The 15,545-nt window shown below is 41.1% G+C and carries 19 protein-coding genes; 7 read left to right on the top strand and 12 right to left on the bottom strand.

Annotated elements, in window-relative coordinates; all coding sequences use genetic code 11:
- Window positions 1-11: 11 nt before the first annotated feature.
- On the bottom strand, window positions 12-1,256 hold the full coding sequence (gene fabF, locus RSX31_RS01325) for a beta-ketoacyl-ACP synthase II (protein ID WP_315632897.1): 1,245 nt from the start codon (window positions 1,254-1,256) through the stop codon (window positions 12-14).
- Window positions 1,257-1,300: 44 nt separating this feature from the next.
- Window positions 1,301-2,233, bottom strand: a complete 933-nt coding sequence (locus RSX31_RS01320; protein WP_148993389.1) for a beta-ketoacyl-ACP synthase III — start codon at window positions 2,231-2,233, stop codon at window positions 1,301-1,303.
- A 202-nt stretch (window positions 2,234-2,435) separates the two neighbouring features.
- On the opposite strand from RSX31_RS01320, the gene RSX31_RS01315 reads away from it, so the two are divergent.
- On the top strand, window positions 2,436-2,651 hold the full coding sequence (locus RSX31_RS01315; RefSeq protein WP_148993388.1) for a hypothetical protein: 216 nt from the start codon (window positions 2,436-2,438) through the stop codon (window positions 2,649-2,651).
- A gap of 46 nt (window positions 2,652-2,697) precedes the next feature.
- On the opposite strand, the gene RSX31_RS01310 is transcribed toward RSX31_RS01315, so the two are convergent.
- The 4 genes from RSX31_RS01310 to RSX31_RS01295 all read right to left on the bottom strand — a co-directional run bounded on the left by RSX31_RS01310 (window position 2,698) and on the right by RSX31_RS01295 (window position 5,448).
- Entirely contained in the window at window positions 2,698-2,886 is a 189-nt protein-coding gene (locus tag RSX31_RS01310; protein ID WP_315632895.1) for a ComZ family protein, read from the bottom strand.
- Window positions 2,883-3,851 (bottom strand): BMP family ABC transporter substrate-binding protein, encoded by a 969-nt coding sequence (locus RSX31_RS01305; protein WP_148993387.1) that lies wholly within the window; start codon window positions 3,849-3,851, stop codon window positions 2,883-2,885. Before RSX31_RS01305 ends, RSX31_RS01310 begins: the two co-directional genes overlap by 4 nt.
- Before the next feature lie 114 nt (window positions 3,852-3,965).
- On the bottom strand, window positions 3,966-4,682 hold the full coding sequence (locus RSX31_RS01300) for a hypothetical protein (protein ID WP_315632894.1): 717 nt from the start codon (window positions 4,680-4,682) through the stop codon (window positions 3,966-3,968).
- Between the two features lie 22 nt (window positions 4,683-4,704).
- On the bottom strand, window positions 4,705-5,448 hold the full coding sequence (locus RSX31_RS01295) for a hydrolase (protein ID WP_148993385.1): 744 nt from the start codon (window positions 5,446-5,448) through the stop codon (window positions 4,705-4,707).
- Between the two features lie 271 nt (window positions 5,449-5,719).
- Between RSX31_RS01295 and RSX31_RS01290 the strand changes: the two genes are divergently transcribed.
- Window positions 5,720-5,902, top strand: a complete 183-nt coding sequence (locus RSX31_RS01290; protein ID WP_148968450.1) for a DUF2929 family protein — start codon at window positions 5,720-5,722, stop codon at window positions 5,900-5,902.
- Between the two features lie 28 nt (window positions 5,903-5,930).
- On the opposite strand, the gene clpB is transcribed toward RSX31_RS01290, so the two are convergent.
- Both clpB and RSX31_RS01280 read right to left on the bottom strand, forming a co-directional pair.
- Window positions 5,931-8,531, bottom strand: a complete 2,601-nt coding sequence (clpB, locus tag RSX31_RS01285) for an ATP-dependent chaperone ClpB (RefSeq protein ID WP_315632892.1) — start codon at window positions 8,529-8,531, stop codon at window positions 5,931-5,933.
- 156 nt (window positions 8,532-8,687) lie between these two features.
- Entirely contained in the window at window positions 8,688-8,867 is a 180-nt protein-coding gene (locus tag RSX31_RS01280) for a YjzC family protein (protein ID WP_113969938.1), read from the bottom strand.
- Window positions 8,868-9,071: 204 nt separating this feature from the next.
- Here RSX31_RS01280 and RSX31_RS01275 point away from each other — a divergent pair, with 204 nt between their 5' ends.
- The gene (locus RSX31_RS01275) at window positions 9,072-9,881 is read left to right on the top strand and encodes an undecaprenyl-diphosphate phosphatase (protein ID WP_315632891.1); all 810 of its coding nucleotides are present in this window, start codon (window positions 9,072-9,074) and stop codon (window positions 9,879-9,881) included.
- Between the two features lie 72 nt (window positions 9,882-9,953).
- The gene (locus RSX31_RS01270; protein WP_148993382.1) at window positions 9,954-10,646 is read left to right on the top strand and encodes a Crp/Fnr family transcriptional regulator; all 693 of its coding nucleotides are present in this window, start codon (window positions 9,954-9,956) and stop codon (window positions 10,644-10,646) included.
- Between the two features lie 488 nt (window positions 10,647-11,134).
- Here RSX31_RS01270 and RSX31_RS01265 read toward each other — a convergent pair whose 3' ends face one another.
- Together RSX31_RS01265 and RSX31_RS01260 are read right to left on the bottom strand one after the other, a co-directional pair.
- Entirely contained in the window at window positions 11,135-11,443 is a 309-nt protein-coding gene (locus RSX31_RS01265) for a metal-sulfur cluster assembly factor (protein ID WP_044337705.1), read from the bottom strand.
- Window positions 11,444-11,527: 84 nt separating this feature from the next.
- Window positions 11,528-12,301 carry a prolyl oligopeptidase family serine peptidase gene (locus RSX31_RS01260; protein ID WP_315632890.1) on the bottom strand — a complete coding sequence of 258 codons (774 nt, stop codon included), beginning with the start codon at window positions 12,299-12,301 and terminating at the stop codon, window positions 11,528-11,530.
- Between the two features lie 184 nt (window positions 12,302-12,485).
- On the opposite strand from RSX31_RS01260, the gene RSX31_RS01255 reads away from it, so the two are divergent.
- The 3 genes from RSX31_RS01255 (at window position 12,486) to RSX31_RS01245 (ending at window position 13,757) form a co-directional block, all read left to right on the top strand.
- A complete protein-coding gene (locus RSX31_RS01255; protein ID WP_148968445.1) occupies window positions 12,486-13,301 on the top strand; it encodes a Cof-type HAD-IIB family hydrolase in 816 nt (271 codons plus the stop codon).
- Between the two features lie 115 nt (window positions 13,302-13,416).
- Window positions 13,417-13,566, top strand: coding sequence for a hypothetical protein (locus RSX31_RS01250; protein ID WP_187443328.1), 150 nt, complete (start codon window positions 13,417-13,419; stop codon window positions 13,564-13,566).
- Entirely contained in the window at window positions 13,566-13,757 is a 192-nt protein-coding gene (locus RSX31_RS01245; RefSeq protein ID WP_315632888.1) for a DUF3813 domain-containing protein, read from the top strand. Before RSX31_RS01250 ends, RSX31_RS01245 begins: the two co-directional genes overlap by 1 nt.
- Window positions 13,758-13,799: 42 nt before the next feature.
- Here the strand turns inward: RSX31_RS01245 and RSX31_RS01240 are convergent, their stop codons facing one another.
- Window positions 13,800-14,537 (bottom strand): BsuPI-related putative proteinase inhibitor, encoded by a 738-nt coding sequence (locus tag RSX31_RS01240; protein ID WP_315632887.1) that lies wholly within the window; start codon window positions 14,535-14,537, stop codon window positions 13,800-13,802.
- A gap of 54 nt (window positions 14,538-14,591) precedes the next feature.
- Window positions 14,592-15,446, bottom strand: a complete 855-nt coding sequence (locus tag RSX31_RS01235) for a YitT family protein (protein WP_148993377.1) — start codon at window positions 15,444-15,446, stop codon at window positions 14,592-14,594.
- Between the last annotated feature and the right edge of the window lie 99 nt (window positions 15,447-15,545).

The following is a 15,545-nucleotide window of genomic DNA, read 5'->3' as shown; positions in this document are numbered from 1 at the left end:
TCGTTCATATATTAGTTGCTATATTTTTTAAAGACGATCGTAGCATTATGGCCACCGAAACCTAATGAGTTACTCATCGCCACATTCACTTCCTGTTTTCTAGCTTCGTTCGCTACATAATCAAGATCACAATCCGGATCCGGTGTTTCTATATTGATTGTCGGAGGCAACACGCTGTCTTTCATCGCGAGTACTGTGAAAATCGCTTCCACTCCTCCTGCTGCTCCCAGAAGATGACCTGTCATGGATTTCGTTGAGCTCATGGCTAATTTATAGGCATGCTCCCCGAATACTTCTTTTACTGCCATCGTTTCGTATTTGTCATTATAAGGGGTGCTTGTTCCGTGAGCATTGATGTAATCCATTTGCTCAGGAAGGACTCCACCGTCTTCCAAAGCCATTTTCATTGCTCTCGCTCCACCTTCTCCAGCCGGTGCAGGAGCTGTGATATGATACGCATCCCCCGTACAACCATAGCCTACGATTTCAGCATAGATCGGCGCCCCGCGTTTCAGTGCATGCTCAAGTTCTTCCAGAACAACGACACCTGCTCCTTCTCCCATGACAAATCCGTCACGGTTTGCATCGAATGGTCTTGAAGCTTTTTCAGGATCTGTATTGGTCGATAAAGCTGTGTTTGCACAGAAGCCCGCTACTGACATCTTTGTAATCGGTGCTTCTGCCCCACCTGAAACCATGACATCCGCATCTCCCCGCTGGATGACTTTAAATGCATCTCCAATCGAATTCGTCCCTGTCGCACATGCAGTGACTGTACAGGAGTTAAAGCCCTTTGCTCCCAGCATGATGGAAACTTGTCCAGCAGCCATATCAGGAATGATCATTGGAACGAAGAACGGACTTACTCTGCGATACCCCCGCTTTTGGAAGGTTTCATACTGCTGTTCGAATGTTTCCATCCCACCGATACCCGAACCGATCCACACACCGACACGGTGAGCATTTTCGTCTGTAATGGCGAGCTTGGAATCTTTGACAGCCATTAACGATGCTGCAATCGCATAATGAGTGAAGCGATCCATCTTTCTCGCTTCCTTTTTCTCGACACCGAAATCCTCGATATTGAAATCTTTCAATTCAGCTGCCACTTTGGCTGGATAATCGTCTGCATTTAAGCGCGTTAACGGACCTACACCCGTTTTCCCTGCTAAAATATTTGCCCACGTTGATTCAACATCATTACCTAACGGGGTAACACTTCCCAATCCTGTTACAACTACACGTTTCTTGTTCATTTATTCCATCTCCTTTGTCTGCAAGTTATAGAAGAGAGTTCTATTTATTTGCCCCAGCGCATGATAATGGCGCCCCAGGTTAAACCGCCGCCGAATCCTACCATGACAACTACATCGTTTTCTTTCACTCTTCCTGCTTCTAAATCTTCCACTAAAGAAACAGGGATAGAAGCTGCTGAGGTATTACCGTATTTATTTACAGTTTTAGACATCTTTTCAATCGGCAATTCCAATCGTTGCCTTGCCGCTTCCATAATACGGATATTGGCTTGGTGCGGAATTAAGAAATCAACATCTTCTTTCTTTAATCCTGCTTTTTCAATCACGTTCACACTCGATTCACCCATTTGACGAACGGCAAATTTAAAAACTTCGCGTCCATTCATGATGATGTTTTCTTCCTGGTACAAGTGCTTTGCACCCGATCCGTCTGCACCTAATTCAAAGGCAAGTATTCCTTTGCCATCCGGAACTGGCCCAAGTACGGCAGCACCTGCTGCGTCCCCGAACAGTACAGCTGTATTCCGGTCATCCCAATCCGTGACTTTGGATAACTTTTCAACTCCTACAACGAGTACATGCTTATACGCACCATTGTCGATAAACTGCTTTGCCGTAATCATACCATACATAAATCCGGCACATGCCGCACTTACATCCATCGCCGCCGCTCTTTTTGCTCCTAATCTTTCTTGAAGTAAGCAAGCTACAGATGGGAATGGTCTATCAGGGGTGACCGTAGCCACAAGGATCAGATCAATTTCCTCTGCTGTAATATCTGCATCAGCAATGGCCGATTTTGCTGCTTCAAACGCCATGTCTGATGTGTCTGTTTCATTATCTGCTATTCTTCGTTCTTCAATGCCCGTTCTCGTACGAATCCATTCGTCAGATGTATCCACCATTTTCTCAAGATCCGCATTGGTTACGATTTTCTCAGGAAGGTAACGCCCAATTCCAATAATTCCTGTATTCATACCGGCATTCCCTACTTTCTTATTTTATATTTTTTTCTTTTATACTTAAGTTTATTATCAATTGTTATGACTTGGTACTAATTTTATCGAAGATTTCTACTTTCTGCAATTATTTTTTCTTTTCCCTTTCTTCTACGCGTTTGACTATACTCGTACAACCCTCCTTTTCATAGGTTACATAGTAGGTAGAGGGGGTGAGAATATGTCTGAAGAAAAGAAGCTGCATCCATTTGATAGGATGATGTACGGAGGAAGGACCCGTAAAAAAGAAGAGGCTCCTTCTCAGGAGAAGCGTGAAGGCAGCAATGAAGAAGGATCATTACTCGATGGCATTCATTCCATGATGAATTCCATCGATGACTTAAAACCACTCTATAAGAAAATCAGTCCATTATTAAAGCAATGGAATATAAAATAAAAAAAACGGTTCATTGAAAAATTCAATGAACCGTTTTACTGTACACTTACTCTTTATGTAAGGCATCTTGTTTGCCTAATTCATAGGCTTCACTCATGACTTGTGTAAAGAGCGTCATGAATGGTTGCAGCATTTCGGGAGTGAACTCAACACCCGCTTGATCCAGTTGCTCTTTTGCTTGTGGGAAGTACTTCATGGCAATCTGTATGAATTCCATCGTTTTGTCTTGATTCATTGCTTCGATTCCTTTCCGTTCGGCAATTTGCCTGTTTCGATGTAGGTTTGAACATGTTGCTTCATCTCAGATTGAAAATCTTCTGGAATGACGGGACTATATTTACCCATGGAAATGACTCCGTCTTCAAAATCAAATTCGAGGTTTCCAGAATCGAGTTCGTCATTCGCGAATCTTTCCGCAACGACGCTATACAGCTTATCTGCATGCTGCACAGTACTCGTTAAAACCGTGGATTCCCCTAAATCAGATTGATCCGAGACATAGCCAATGGCATAGAGACCCTTTTCCTTCAGCTTTTCAATTACAGCTACATTATAGCCGTCACCTGCAGGATATACAACATCGACCCGTTGATTCATTAATCCCTCCAACTTTTCGAAGGCGATATCTTGATCATTCCAGTGATTGGTGTACTCGACAATGAGCTCCGTTTCACTATGTTGGTATTTGACTCCATCTATAAACCCTTGAACCTCGGGTTGCCATTCAAAAGCAGCAATCACCCCGACTATATTCGTATTGGATTGATAAGCTGCTGTCATGCCTCCGAAGAAGCCCATTGCATAGCCCTTAAATTGTAGACTTGTTGTATTCTCCTCTGTGGCATTCCCATTGAAGCTTACAAAATGCATGTTGGGATAATCACCGGAAAGGGTATTAAATATCCCGGAATATTCACTACCGTGGCCAAACACTAAGGTAACATTATCATCACTATACTCTTTTACCGCTTGTTTAATTGATGTATCATTCTTTATGCTCTCTTTATAGAAAACGTCTGCATTGTAATCGGATTGAATTTTCAATAATCCTTTGTAACCTTTCGTTCCCCATACTCCATCGTTTACGGTTTCCGGAACCAGTAAACCAACTTTTTCTATTTCAGCGCTGTCTCCTGTTGAACAACCACTTATTCCAATAAGTAATACAATCATGAAAATGGTGTAAAATTTCTTACTCATGTGCAGCAACTCCTTTAAAGCCCGTGCAGCATCTATAAAAAAGAATCAATAGCAAATTATTACATCATATTTATTTTACCCTCATCCCTATCCACAAGGAAAGAGAAAGTTTTCTTATTCCTGAATTTCATGCAAATGAATGCCTCTTAATTGTTCTTTTATGACCGATTCATGAGACTTGGTCGGCTTGACAATAAGCTCTTTTCCATTTGGTTCAGCATCCATTCTGACGGGAGTAAAAGACTTCTTCGTTACATACGATAAGGCTTCATTCCAGCTTTGATTTGAGAGTGCTTTCACCTTATATATTTCTTCTGTATTGGATGAATGCTTGATTATAGAACGGGCAGCGTCCTTTACATAGATCGCTCCACTTGGATCATCAATGTATGGAGAGTCACCATCTTCTCCATTTAATAGTTGAGCGAACAGAAATTCTGCCGGCTGGTGAATTCCGTACAGAGTCGGAAGGTAGAATACGGTTCCTTCTTTGCATTTTTGATCTCTGTCCAGATTGGAATAAATTCGAATGATCGATAGGGGTTGTTCAATTTTTGACAACAGCCCTTCTACTTCTGACAAATAACTTACTTTATCTTCTCTTACCTGATCATAGAATGGAAGGAACACGCTGCATCCTGATTGTACTTCCTTATCCCAGTCTTCATAAGGAACATATTGAATGTTTGAGTTCCTTCCAATTCCTAACCACTTATCCTCTGTTTCTTTGGCTTCATCCACTGCCGTTACGGTCCATCCATTCTCAAGAAGGGCATCACAAAGCTCAAATCCCAAAAACTGTTGAGCGGCAAAAACGAATGCATGATTCAAGTCAATCACTCCAATGTGTTTGTTATAACTCTTTCTCATGTAAAGAAAAGTATGAAGCAAACTTCCTTCCCAGAGAAGCACGTTTTTCTGGGAGTACAAAGAACAAATCCGTTGATGTACCTTTTTCTAAACGCTCCGTATATATATCTTTTATGAGAGTGAATTGATTTTTATAACGATTAAGAGTCGTTGATTGAACAATGTAAAGGGGAATCGAGATGTTTTTAAATACTTCGTAGTCCTTCGATTGTTGACTGATGAAGGATTCGCACTCCTCCTCTTTCAATCGAAACGTGTGTGAGAGTTCTTTTATTACCTTTTTATAAAAGAATTTCTGTTCCTTCTCTTGTTCCAGATGGTCATATAAAGACACGCAAGGCGCAAGCATAACTGCACTTCTAATGTCCTGCTCCATTTTAGGATAGAGGTTTTTCAATACTAAAGCCCCCATTCCTTCAGCCAATATATGAATCTTTCCATTAATGATCTCATTTCGTTTCACATGCTGATAAAGTCGTTTGGCTAACTGCACGGCTTGATTGCTACCCCAATTCGCTCCGTAAAGATTACTATAATACACAATGTATCCTTTGGCGGTCAGTTCTTGAATCCATCTGTAGCGTGCCTCATGTTGAACCCAAAAGCTGCTCTTATCGTCTACATAATGATGGGAATCTCCTATTACCATTACAGCGAATCCATTTGGGCGTTCAGGATAATGAATCATGCACCACTCTTGCTCTAATTGAAACAATCGCTGATACATTAGAATTTCTCCTTTTACATAGTAAGTCATTATAGTTTATGTAAGGAGACAACATTGGTAAGGGAGATAGCCCAAAGAACCTTTGATATTTGCAAATTTAGTTAAAAAACAGAGTATCCCTAAAGATTTTTACCGGTATATGATAAGGTTTACATTTCACAGATTAGTCATTTATTAATTTATGAACCTGTGGTAAGATAAAAAAGATTGAAATTGGTTAGAACACTCTAATAATCTATTAGTTGATTACATAGGAATGAGGTGACTTGACGTGAGATTTTTCTGGATGTTTTTCTGGGCATTTGCTCTGACTGAAATGTTAACTTACGTTGTAAGTTCAATGAATGGAACTGCTTTTCACTTTGAAACAGGATTGATTATATCGGTTTGTGTAACGGTATTAGTATTCCTTATCACGCTTGTTATTCCAAACGAGCCAGTTGAAAAGCACTAAAAGAAGCAGCCTAATCCGGCTGCTTTTTTTATTTATCCTTCATGATCGATAAACCATTTTCCCCTATGTCGATGATGATGGTTTCGTTTGATCTGATATTTCCTGCTATCAGTTCTCTTGCCAGTTTGGTCTCGACTTCTCTCTGCAAGTACCTTTTTAAAGGGCGTGCACCATAAACCGGATCATAAGCGGACTGTGCTATAAATTCTTTTGCATTATCCGTTAATGACAATGAGATATGCTGTTCTTCCACTCGTTTTTGCAAATCTTCCACCAGCTTATCGATGATCCCTTTTATATTCTCAATGCTCAATGGCTTAAAGAGAATAATGTCGTCGACCCTGTTTAGGAACTCCGGTCTGAAAGAGGAACGAAGCTGGCTCATGACCAGGTTCTTCGTTTCTATATCAATTTCCTCTTCCCCCTTACTTCGTTCGAGAAGATGCGATGATCCGATGTTAGAGGTCATAATGATCACCGTGTTCTTACAATCAACCGTCCTTCCTTGAGAATCGGTTATCCTCCCATCATCGAGCATTTGCAGAAGAATATTGAATACTTCCGGATGAGCTTTTTCAATTTCATCAAGCAGGATAACCGAATATGGTTTTCGTCTAATGGCTTCTGTAAGCTGACCGCCTTCTTCATATCCTACATATCCCGGAGGTGCACCGATCAAACGTGAAACGGCATGCTTCTCCATATATTCCGACATATCAATTCGGATTATCTGCTCCTCACTATCAAACAACGTATGAGCAAGTGTCTTCCCAAGCTCTGTCTTTCCTACTCCCGTAGGACCTAGGAAAATGAATGAACCTATCGGACGATTAGGATCTTTAATCCCTGCTCTCGCCCGTATAACGGCGTCACTCACTAATTGAACAGCCTCATCCTGCCCGATCACCCTTTCATGCAGTGTGCGATCAAGTTTCAACAGCTTCTCTCGTTCACCTTCTACAAGCTTAGTGACCGGAATCCCTGTCCATCTTGCTACAATATTTGCCACTTCTTCCTCCGTCACTTCTTCACGCAGCAAGCGTCCTTCCTGCTCTTTCATCATCTCCTGCTCAACTGAAACAAGTTCTTTTTCCATAGCGGGAATCCTGCCGTGACGAAGTTCAGCAGCTTTATTCAGATCATAATCACTTTCTGCTTCTTCAAGTAAGCGCCTGAGCTTCTCCAGTTCTTCCCGCTTCTCCTGTACGACCCCGATGCTTTCTTTCTCCTGTTGCCATTTTAACTTCATCCTATTCGCTTTTTCCTTCAGATTACTTAAATCTTCACGGATTCGATCCAAGCGTTCAAGACTGGCAGGATCCTTTTCCTTATTTAAAGCTGCTTCTTCAATTTCCAGCTGCATCACTTTACGCGTCACTTCATCCAATTCTGATGGCATTGAGTCAATTTCAGTCCGGATCATCGCACATGCCTCATCGATTAAGTCTATTGCTTTGTCCGGCAAGAAACGGTCGGATATATAGCGATCGGAAAGTCTTGAAGCTGCTACAATGGCGCGGTCATGAATATTTACTCCATGATGAATTTCGAATCGTTCCTTTAAGCCTCTTAGAATAGATATCGTATCTTCCACATTGGGTTCCTGAACGAGTACCTGCTGAAAACGTCTTTCCAGAGCCGGATCCTTTTCAATGTACTTGCGGTATTCATTGAGAGTGGTAGCACCTATGCAATGAAGTTCTCCCCTCGCAAGCATAGGCTTTAGGATATTTCCCGCATCCATGGCTCCTTCCGTTTTCCCTGCTCCCACAATCGTATGGAGCTCATCAATGAACAGAAGAATGCGTCCCTCACTCTTTTTCACTTCCTGCAATACAGCCTTCAAGCGTTCCTCAAATTCACCCCTGAACTTGGCACCTGCAACTAAAGAGCTCATATCTAATTCGAAAATGGTTTTATCCTTCAAGCCTTCCGGGACATCTTTTCTGACTATCCGCTGTGCAAGTCCTTCAACGATGGCTGTTTTTCCGACTCCAGGCTCTCCTATAAGGACAGGATTATTTTTCGTTTTACGGGAAAGGATCCGAATCACGTGGCGGATTTCACTGTCCCTGCCTATGACTGGATCTATTCTTCCCGATTTCACCTCCGCAACAAGATCCCTTCCATACCTCTTCAACGCTTCATATTTCACTTCAGGATTCTGTGTCGTCACCTTGCTCCCTCCTCTGATCTTTACAATGATCTCCTTTAATGCCTTTTCTGTTACATTATGGTTTGTTAAGTATGTCGTAATCGGGTGGTTCTTTTGCTGGAATAATCCAAGGGCCAGATGTTCGATCGAGATATAGTCATCTTCCCATTTAGTCTTTAATGAATCACTATCTTGCATGAGCTGATGGATATCCCTTGCGAAAAATCGGCCATACTGCAGCCCATCTCCCTCTACAGAAGGGATATTGTTTAACTTGGTATCAACCCACTTCTTTAAGTCCTCTGCTTCTACTCCTGCACGTTCATAGATCGTACGGAGAAAACTGTCTTCTGAACCGAGGAGTGATTTCCATAAATGAAAAAGGCTGATATCTGTATGTAGCTTTTCTTTTGCGGTCTCTCCCGCCAAAACCAAACCTTCTTGAATGCTTTGAGTCATATTATCAAAATTCATCGTGTTTCACCTCGTATTTTGACCTTTATTGACCTTTTCTTCTATTATATATCTTCCGGTGGAAAAAGGAAAAGAAAAGGAACAAGGAGTACCTCTGAGAGTCACCATCATTGATAAGGTGAGCTGTCGACACGGCATCCTTGTTCCTTTATGGGGTTAAGGTTTTCTCATATACGTCCATAGACGATTATGGTTGGAGTTTTCAGGAAATCGATCCCCCGCATTTAACCGTAGTTTCTGCGGATTTTTCACCATACTTCCTGTTTCACCAATTTCGATATATTCTCCATTATTAGGTGCTTTTTCCCCAGCTTTGAACTGTCGTGACTGGCCCATTCTTACCCCTCCTTTTCGAAGCGATGCTTCCTTACTATTTTTCTACAAGGACGAGCATTCATGCATGCCAGATGAAGGATATCAGAATGCTTTATATGATAAACAAGTTACGGTTCGGTTAACATTTGGAAAAAGGCTTTACAGTCTTTCCCTTTATGGTGTTAAATTAAAAACTGTGGAGAAAAAAAGGTTGGAGGAAACACAATGGATTTTTATCTGATTATGAAATACTTATTTTTAGGGATTTTTCAAGGATTTACTGAACCAATCCCGATTTCATCGAGTGGACATTTACTATTAGCCCAGCATTTCCTTGGAATCAATGATGCTACCCTAACATTTGAAATGCTGGTTAATACGGCTTCATTAGTGGCTGTACTCATTATTTACCGTGAAGATATCATGCGCCTGATCGTCAATGGCTTAGGCTATTTCAAACATAAAACACCTGAAACGAAACGTGATTTTCATTTCATTGTTTACTTATTGATTGGTACGATCCCTGCCGGTGTGATCGGTGTATTATTCGGTGACGTGATAGAGGACCATTTAACATCTGTAATCACAGTAGGAATTACGCTTATTATTACAGGTATTGCTCTATGGTTGATCCGTAACCTTCGAGGAAGAAAAAATGATGGCGACTTAAATGTGAAAGACGCTATCATTATCGGACTTGCACAGGCAGTAGCCCTTATTCCTGGAATCAGTCGTTCAGGTGCAACCATTGTTGCGGCAATGGCAAGCGGGATGAAAGCTGAAACGGCTTTACGTTTCTCTTTCCTGCTCTATATTCCAGTAAGTGTCGGGGTTATGGTATTCGGCATAAGTGATTTGATTAAGGATCCAAACCTTGCTTCAATGGCCATTCCTTACTTAGTCGCGTTCATTGCGTCACTTATTGCTTCATACTTCTCATTAAAGTGGTTCATGAATATTATGGCTAAAGGAAACCTGAAATATTTTGCCATTTACTGTGCCGTTGTCGGAGCTGCTGTATTAATTTTCTCTTAAATTCCTTCTATCTGTCTGTTTCCTTTGGTAAGCTTTAAGTATAAGACATCACGATGGAAATGATGTGATCCCATGAGTGAAAATCTAGGAGTTCCTTCCGGGATTAAACAATTATTTTTCGAGAAAAATAAGGTAAAAACCGTAAAGAAAGGAACTTTCCTGTTTCAAGAAGGGAAACCTGCTCACGAGTTATACTTAATCAAAAGCGGTCGGATTCAGATCAGCAAGGTGATTCCTGATGGCAGGGAGTTGTCATTACGCATATGTTCAAGTGACGATGTGATCGGGGAGTTAACGTTATTTACGAAAGAAGCTTACTATATGCTCAGTGCAAAGATCCTTGAAAATACAGAGACCTATGTACTCCCCAAAGAAGTCTTTGAAGAAAAGCTTTCGGGTGATAACAGCCTCACCATCCAATGGTTAAAATGGATTCAAATACAAAATCAGCAAAATCAAACGAAGTTTCGTGACCTCGTTCTTCATGGAAAAAAAGGTGCACTCTATTCTACACTGATCCGTATGTCCAACAGCTATGGAAAACCCGTTGAAAATGGCATACTGATTGATTTTCCGTTAACCAATCAGGAGTTGGCCAATTTCTGTGGTTCCTCCAGGGAAGTCGTGAATCGGTTACTGAGTGAATTGAAGAAAGAAAATGTCCTGGTATGGGAAAAAGGATATATCACGATACTTGATTTGAATTTTCTCAAAGATGAAATCGATTGTGAGAACTGTCCGGTTTCGATATGTAGGATTGATTGATGAAAAAGCTGGGAATGCAGTATTGGATACTGTGTTTTCGGCTTTTTTTGTTTTGAGGGGTTTTGTGGGTCGGTGGTTTGGAGTTTGGGTTTATTTTATCGACCGTCATTAGGATTTATCGACTTTTATTTGATTTTATCGGCCGTTATTCAAATTTATCAACCGATATTTCATTTTATCAACCGTATTTTCAATATATCGACCGTTCTCCAAAAAACGACAAATTTCACCTTCGAATTTCTACTTTCCTATACGAACGGAAATCCCCACTCTCACAAAAAAATCCCATAAGGCAAAGAACGCCTTATGGGGTTTTCCTATTGTGCATGTCGGGTCTGACCAAGCCGCCTCCGCTTTTCTTCTTGTCCAGCTCCGGCGGCTAGACCCTCGAGGTCATAAGTCAAGCCTGCCAAAAAGGCAAAAAACGCCTTTCCGGCAGGCTCGCCTTATGCTTGTCGGGTCTGACCAAGCCGCCTCCGCTTTTCGTGTTACCTAATCCCCAATGCAATTTTAGCATAGCGGGACATGTTGTCTTTGCTCCATGGCGGGTTCCAGACGATGTCTACTTCTGTTTCCTTGACTTCAGGGATGTCACTTAGGGCTGTTTTCACTTGATCGACGATGGTACCAGCCAGCGGGCATCCCATTGAGGTAAGTGTCATAGTAACCGTTGCTTTACCTTCTTCATCCAGATCTACATCATATACCAGACCTAAATTGACAATGTCTATTCCTAATTCAGGGTCAACCACTTGTTCCAGTGCACCCATCAAATTATCTTTAAGATCCTGATCCATGTTAACACTCCTTTACAATATGTGCTTGTTTCATATCTATATTCAGTACTCATCTTAACAAATAAACAGGCGTAAGACAAAAGGTTAGGCTGATAAATGCTTCTCGAACCACTCAACAAGCTTTAACACGCCTTCTCTCGTTACTTTATGATCGGCTTTATCATCTTCTATAAATAACAGGTTATCTTCCTGGGATTCATAGTATGGCAGGATGCTTTGGTAGAATTCGTGTGTCAGGTTGAATGGAACGACTTTGTCCCTTTTTCCGTGCCAGAACATCAATGGTCTGCCGCTGAGTTTTTCAGGCTGAAGACTTAAGTCATAATGAGCCAGTTCACTTAACATGTTTTCTATTTCTTCTTCGCTGAATGGAAGTTCATATCCTAATGATTCAACTTGGGACAACTGGGCTTGAGCAAACTTCACATATGTAGGATTCCCCATAAGCGAGACGGCAGAAGAGATCCAATCATATTGAGTCAACGCTCCAAGTGTGACGATACCACCCATTGAGGTCCCTGCAACTCCGACACCATTACGGGCGAGCAATCCTTTTTCTTCAAAATGACTTTTCATAATTGATAATTCATGAATCGTATTTAAGACGATTTTCCAGAATACTTGTCCTAATTGATGTTCTGATTTGCCTGTCGACCGTTCTCCATGCTCTAAACAATCGGGAAGAATCACTCTAAATCCTTTTTCAGCAAGATAATAGGCGTAATGTAAATTATGCTCCTTGGCACTTGTAAACCCGTGGATAAAAAAGCATACCGGGGCTTGCTTATCTATATACTCTTCTTTTACAAGGTGAAGAAATGGAATGTTTTGAATGGTTGATTTGTCAACTAATATCATGTGTGGTCTCTCCCTCCTGAATGCATTTCACTTTACTATGATATCCTAGATTTGGTAGTATGTATAATATTTAATTCGTAAGCGTTTGTAAACATTTTTTAAATGATATGAAGCTGCGGTAGACAAAATTCAATGTCTGGCGCTACAATTGCCTTAATACCAATAAGATTGGGGATTTGTATTCATGAACGCACAAGAAAAACATTTGATTGTTCTGGATTTAGACGGAACACTATTAACGGATGAGAAGAAAATCTCATCTAAAACTCACGATATTATAAAAAAAGCACGCATGAAAGGACACGAGGTGATGATTGCCACAGGCAGGCCTTATCGTGCAAGTGAATTGTATTATCAACAATTAAAGCTAACTACTCCGATAGTGAATTTCAACGGTGCATTCGTGCATCATCCTAATGACGATTCATGGGGATTGTATCACGAGCCAATGGATTTAAAGGTGGCGAAACAAATCATCGATGCATGTGACGATTTTAAATACCGCAACATTGTTGCCGAAGTGATGGATGATGTGTATCTGCACTACCATGATGAAAAGATCATAGATGTATTCATGATGGGTAATCCAGCGATCTCAACTGGAGACATCCGAAATGTACTTTCTGATCATCCAACTTCCATGCTCATTCACGCTGAAGAAGAAGATGTTCCGGAAATTCGCGCACACCTGGATGATGTTCATGCAGAATTGATTGACCACCGCCGCTGGGCTGCACCATGGCACATCATCGAAATCGTTAAGTCAGGATTGAATAAAGCTGTCGGAATTGAACGAGTTGCTTCATCTTTAAATATTCCGCAGGAACGGATCATTGCATTCGGAGATGAAGATAACGATCTTGAAATGCTTGAATATGCAGGCACTGGAGTTGCCATGGGGAATGCCATTGATCCCCTTAAAGATATTGCCAATGAAGTGACATTTTCGAATGAAGACGACGGGATCGGACGCTACCTGCAAAAACGTTTTAATCTTTAATCCAAAAACGTTTTTGGAAGCTGTGGATATATCTTCTTACTGTAATCCACCACCGCTTTAGCCATACTAAAAAGGAGCGCATCATGCGTTCCAACTTGCAAAAGGGGTGGTAGTGATGGGTAGAAATAAATCGAAACGATTTGTACAACAAGGTAAAATCGCTGTAACAAAACATGATGAACGTATTCCGTACCATCTGACGTATGCTGAAGCAGAAGCTAAAAAGCTTGCTTCACATGGCGAAGGGCTAGGGGGAATGGAGTAATGAGTAATCCATTATTCCAACAGGCCCGTAACGCGGTTCATTCTGCCCAACAAGCATGCAGTACGGGAGAAAACGCTCAAATGTCCATTCATAAAGCGAAAAACGCGTTGTCATCTGCTTACGCTAACTCAAATGTCGAAGAACAAAAGCAGCTTCATGCTCTTCAAGATGAGTTAAACCGCCTGTCATAATGAAAAAACGAGGGTTGTCCAAAATGGACAACCCTCGTTTTTTCATGGAATGGTGATGACATATCTGTGAAGAATCTTCCCATCCCCTTTATCCCTTTCATAAAGACTTATAAAGACCTTCTCAGCACTGCCTGATAGCTCAGGGAGAATGATGGAAAAATCAGTCCAGTTTGGTGCTTCTTTATTAACCTTGAATAATGTTTCTTTTAGAAGCACTCTATGTCCGTCCTCCACAGAATAATAAAAACTGCCATCTGATACCCGGGCTTGTCCATTGATGGAAACACGCCCTTTCACCTCAAGTACCTTTACACCTCTAAAGGACGGGTTTTCATCCGGAACCGTGAATGAATCCTCAGCCCGCAAAGGATGATCAAATCCACTCATGTCCTCTCCCATCAGCAGTGCCTCAATCGTATATTGCCCTTTTGCGACACGCTTTCCTTCATGCTTGTAATCCCATGTTTCTTTCCAAATCTTCGTTTCACCCTTTTTCAACGTAAGGGTTTGAAACGCCTGAAGAAACGATTTCCCCTGACTGTACCGATAGACTACTTTGCCCTCTTTGTTTTTAATTGTAAAGTCAAACATCTGACTAGTAGGGAAAGTGATCTTTTTATCCCCTTCACTATTATTATAAAGAACGAGCCTGATCTGAGATCCTTCTTCCCCCGGATAAGATTGTACAGAAAAGATCAGAGGTGCCTTCTCTGCTTTCATTGGAGAAGGTACACTAATGAGCATGAAAGAACTAATAAGTATATAAACAAATGCCTTCAAGGTGATACCCCTTTCTATTCAAGTTCACCTATAGTATTTGTTAATATTAAGAATCTAATCTTTTCTAAAAAATCCGAATATCCCAGTCGTTTGCACGATATTGGTAAATGCGTTGGGATCTACATCTTTAATGGTATGTTCAAGTTCGTAAAGTTCATAGCGCGAAATGACAATGATCAGCATTTCCTTATCTTCACCGGAAAAAGCTCCTTTTGCAGGCAGAGTGGTGATACCCCTGACAAGCTTTGAATGTATGGCTTCTCTTAATTCACTGGATTTCTTTGTCACAATCATTGCTGTGAGTTTTTCATGGCGTGTATGGATGGAATCAATGACACGTGTTGAAGCATACAACGTTACTAACGTATACAATGCTTTTTCCCACCCGTAAAGAAATCCTGCAGAAGTAATGATGACCGCATTCATCAGGAAGAAATAGGACCCGACAGGCTTATCTTTCATTCTGGAAAGAATCATGGCGATAATGTCCATCCCACCCGTAGATGCACCCCATTTTAACGTGATTCCAACTCCCACCGCCGCAATGACCCCGCCAAAGACGGCGTTTAGAAGAATATCAGGTGATAATTTAATCACAGGGATCACTTCCAGGAATAAGGACGTCAGAAATACAGAAATGAAGCTATACACAGTAAAGGAACGGCCAACTTTAAGCCACCCGAGGATGGTCACAGGAATATTTAAAATAAATAATAAAATACCTGTAGATATGTTGAATGGTGCAAATTCTTTTAACACACTGGACAATAACTGAGCCAATCCTGTAAAACCACTTGCATAAACATTTGCCGGTATCAGGAAAAAATTCATCGCAATGGCACCCAGTACTGCCCCTATTAACACTACGAAAAACTTCTTCGCTTCTAACTGAACATGATCTCTCGACATTGACAGACCTCCCACATCTAGTTGTTATTTTCTATGTTCCACAATACATCTTAACTAAACTCATCTCGATATTCATCCTTTAAGAAGATAATGATACTT

Source organism: Rossellomorea yichunensis (genome assembly GCF_032337515.1).
Lineage (GTDB): Bacteria > Bacillota > Bacilli > Bacillales > Bacillaceae_B > Rossellomorea > Rossellomorea yichunensis.
Note: the sequence above shows the minus strand (reverse complement) of the source record. Positions and strands in the feature narration are given on the sequence as shown.

What these genes read in the sequence shown, in the direction of transcription:
- RSX31_RS01255 (WP_148968445.1), top strand. Translation starts at nt 12,486, where the DNA reads ATGAACGCACAAGAAAAACATTTGATTGTTCTGGATTTAGACGGAACA.
- clpB (WP_315632892.1), bottom strand. Translation starts at nt 8,531, where the DNA reads ATGAATTTTGATAATATGACTCAAAGCATTCAAGAAGGTTTGGTTTTG.
- RSX31_RS01295 (WP_148993385.1), bottom strand. Translation starts at nt 5,448, where the DNA reads ATGTATCAGCGATTGTTTCAATTAGAGCAAGAGTGGTGCATGATTCAT.
- RSX31_RS01235 (WP_148993377.1), bottom strand. Translation starts at nt 15,446, where the DNA reads ATGTCGAGAGATCATGTTCAGTTAGAAGCGAAGAAGTTTTTCGTAGTG.
- RSX31_RS01315 (WP_148993388.1), top strand. Translation starts at nt 2,436, where the DNA reads ATGTCTGAAGAAAAGAAGCTGCATCCATTTGATAGGATGATGTACGGA.
- RSX31_RS01275 (WP_315632891.1), top strand. Translation starts at nt 9,072, where the DNA reads ATGGATTTTTATCTGATTATGAAATACTTATTTTTAGGGATTTTTCAA.
- RSX31_RS01280 (WP_113969938.1), bottom strand. Translation starts at nt 8,867, where the DNA reads ATGGGCCAGTCACGACAGTTCAAAGCTGGGGAAAAAGCACCTAATAAT.
- RSX31_RS01305 (WP_148993387.1), bottom strand. Translation starts at nt 3,851, where the DNA reads ATGAGTAAGAAATTTTACACCATTTTCATGATTGTATTACTTATTGGA.
- RSX31_RS01310 (WP_315632895.1), bottom strand. Translation starts at nt 2,886, where the DNA reads ATGAATCAAGACAAAACGATGGAATTCATACAGATTGCCATGAAGTAC.
- RSX31_RS01270 (WP_148993382.1), top strand. Translation starts at nt 9,954, where the DNA reads ATGAGTGAAAATCTAGGAGTTCCTTCCGGGATTAAACAATTATTTTTC.
- fabF (WP_315632897.1), bottom strand. Translation starts at nt 1,256, where the DNA reads ATGAACAAGAAACGTGTAGTTGTAACAGGATTGGGAAGTGTTACCCCG.
- RSX31_RS01320 (WP_148993389.1), bottom strand. Translation starts at nt 2,233, where the DNA reads ATGAATACAGGAATTATTGGAATTGGGCGTTACCTTCCTGAGAAAATC.
- RSX31_RS01245 (WP_315632888.1), top strand. Translation starts at nt 13,566, where the DNA reads ATGAGTAATCCATTATTCCAACAGGCCCGTAACGCGGTTCATTCTGCC.
- RSX31_RS01250 (WP_187443328.1), top strand. Translation starts at nt 13,417, where the DNA reads ATGGGTAGAAATAAATCGAAACGATTTGTACAACAAGGTAAAATCGCT.
- RSX31_RS01265 (WP_044337705.1), bottom strand. Translation starts at nt 11,443, where the DNA reads ATGGATCAGGATCTTAAAGATAATTTGATGGGTGCACTGGAACAAGTG.
- RSX31_RS01260 (WP_315632890.1), bottom strand. Translation starts at nt 12,301, where the DNA reads ATGATATTAGTTGACAAATCAACCATTCAAAACATTCCATTTCTTCAC.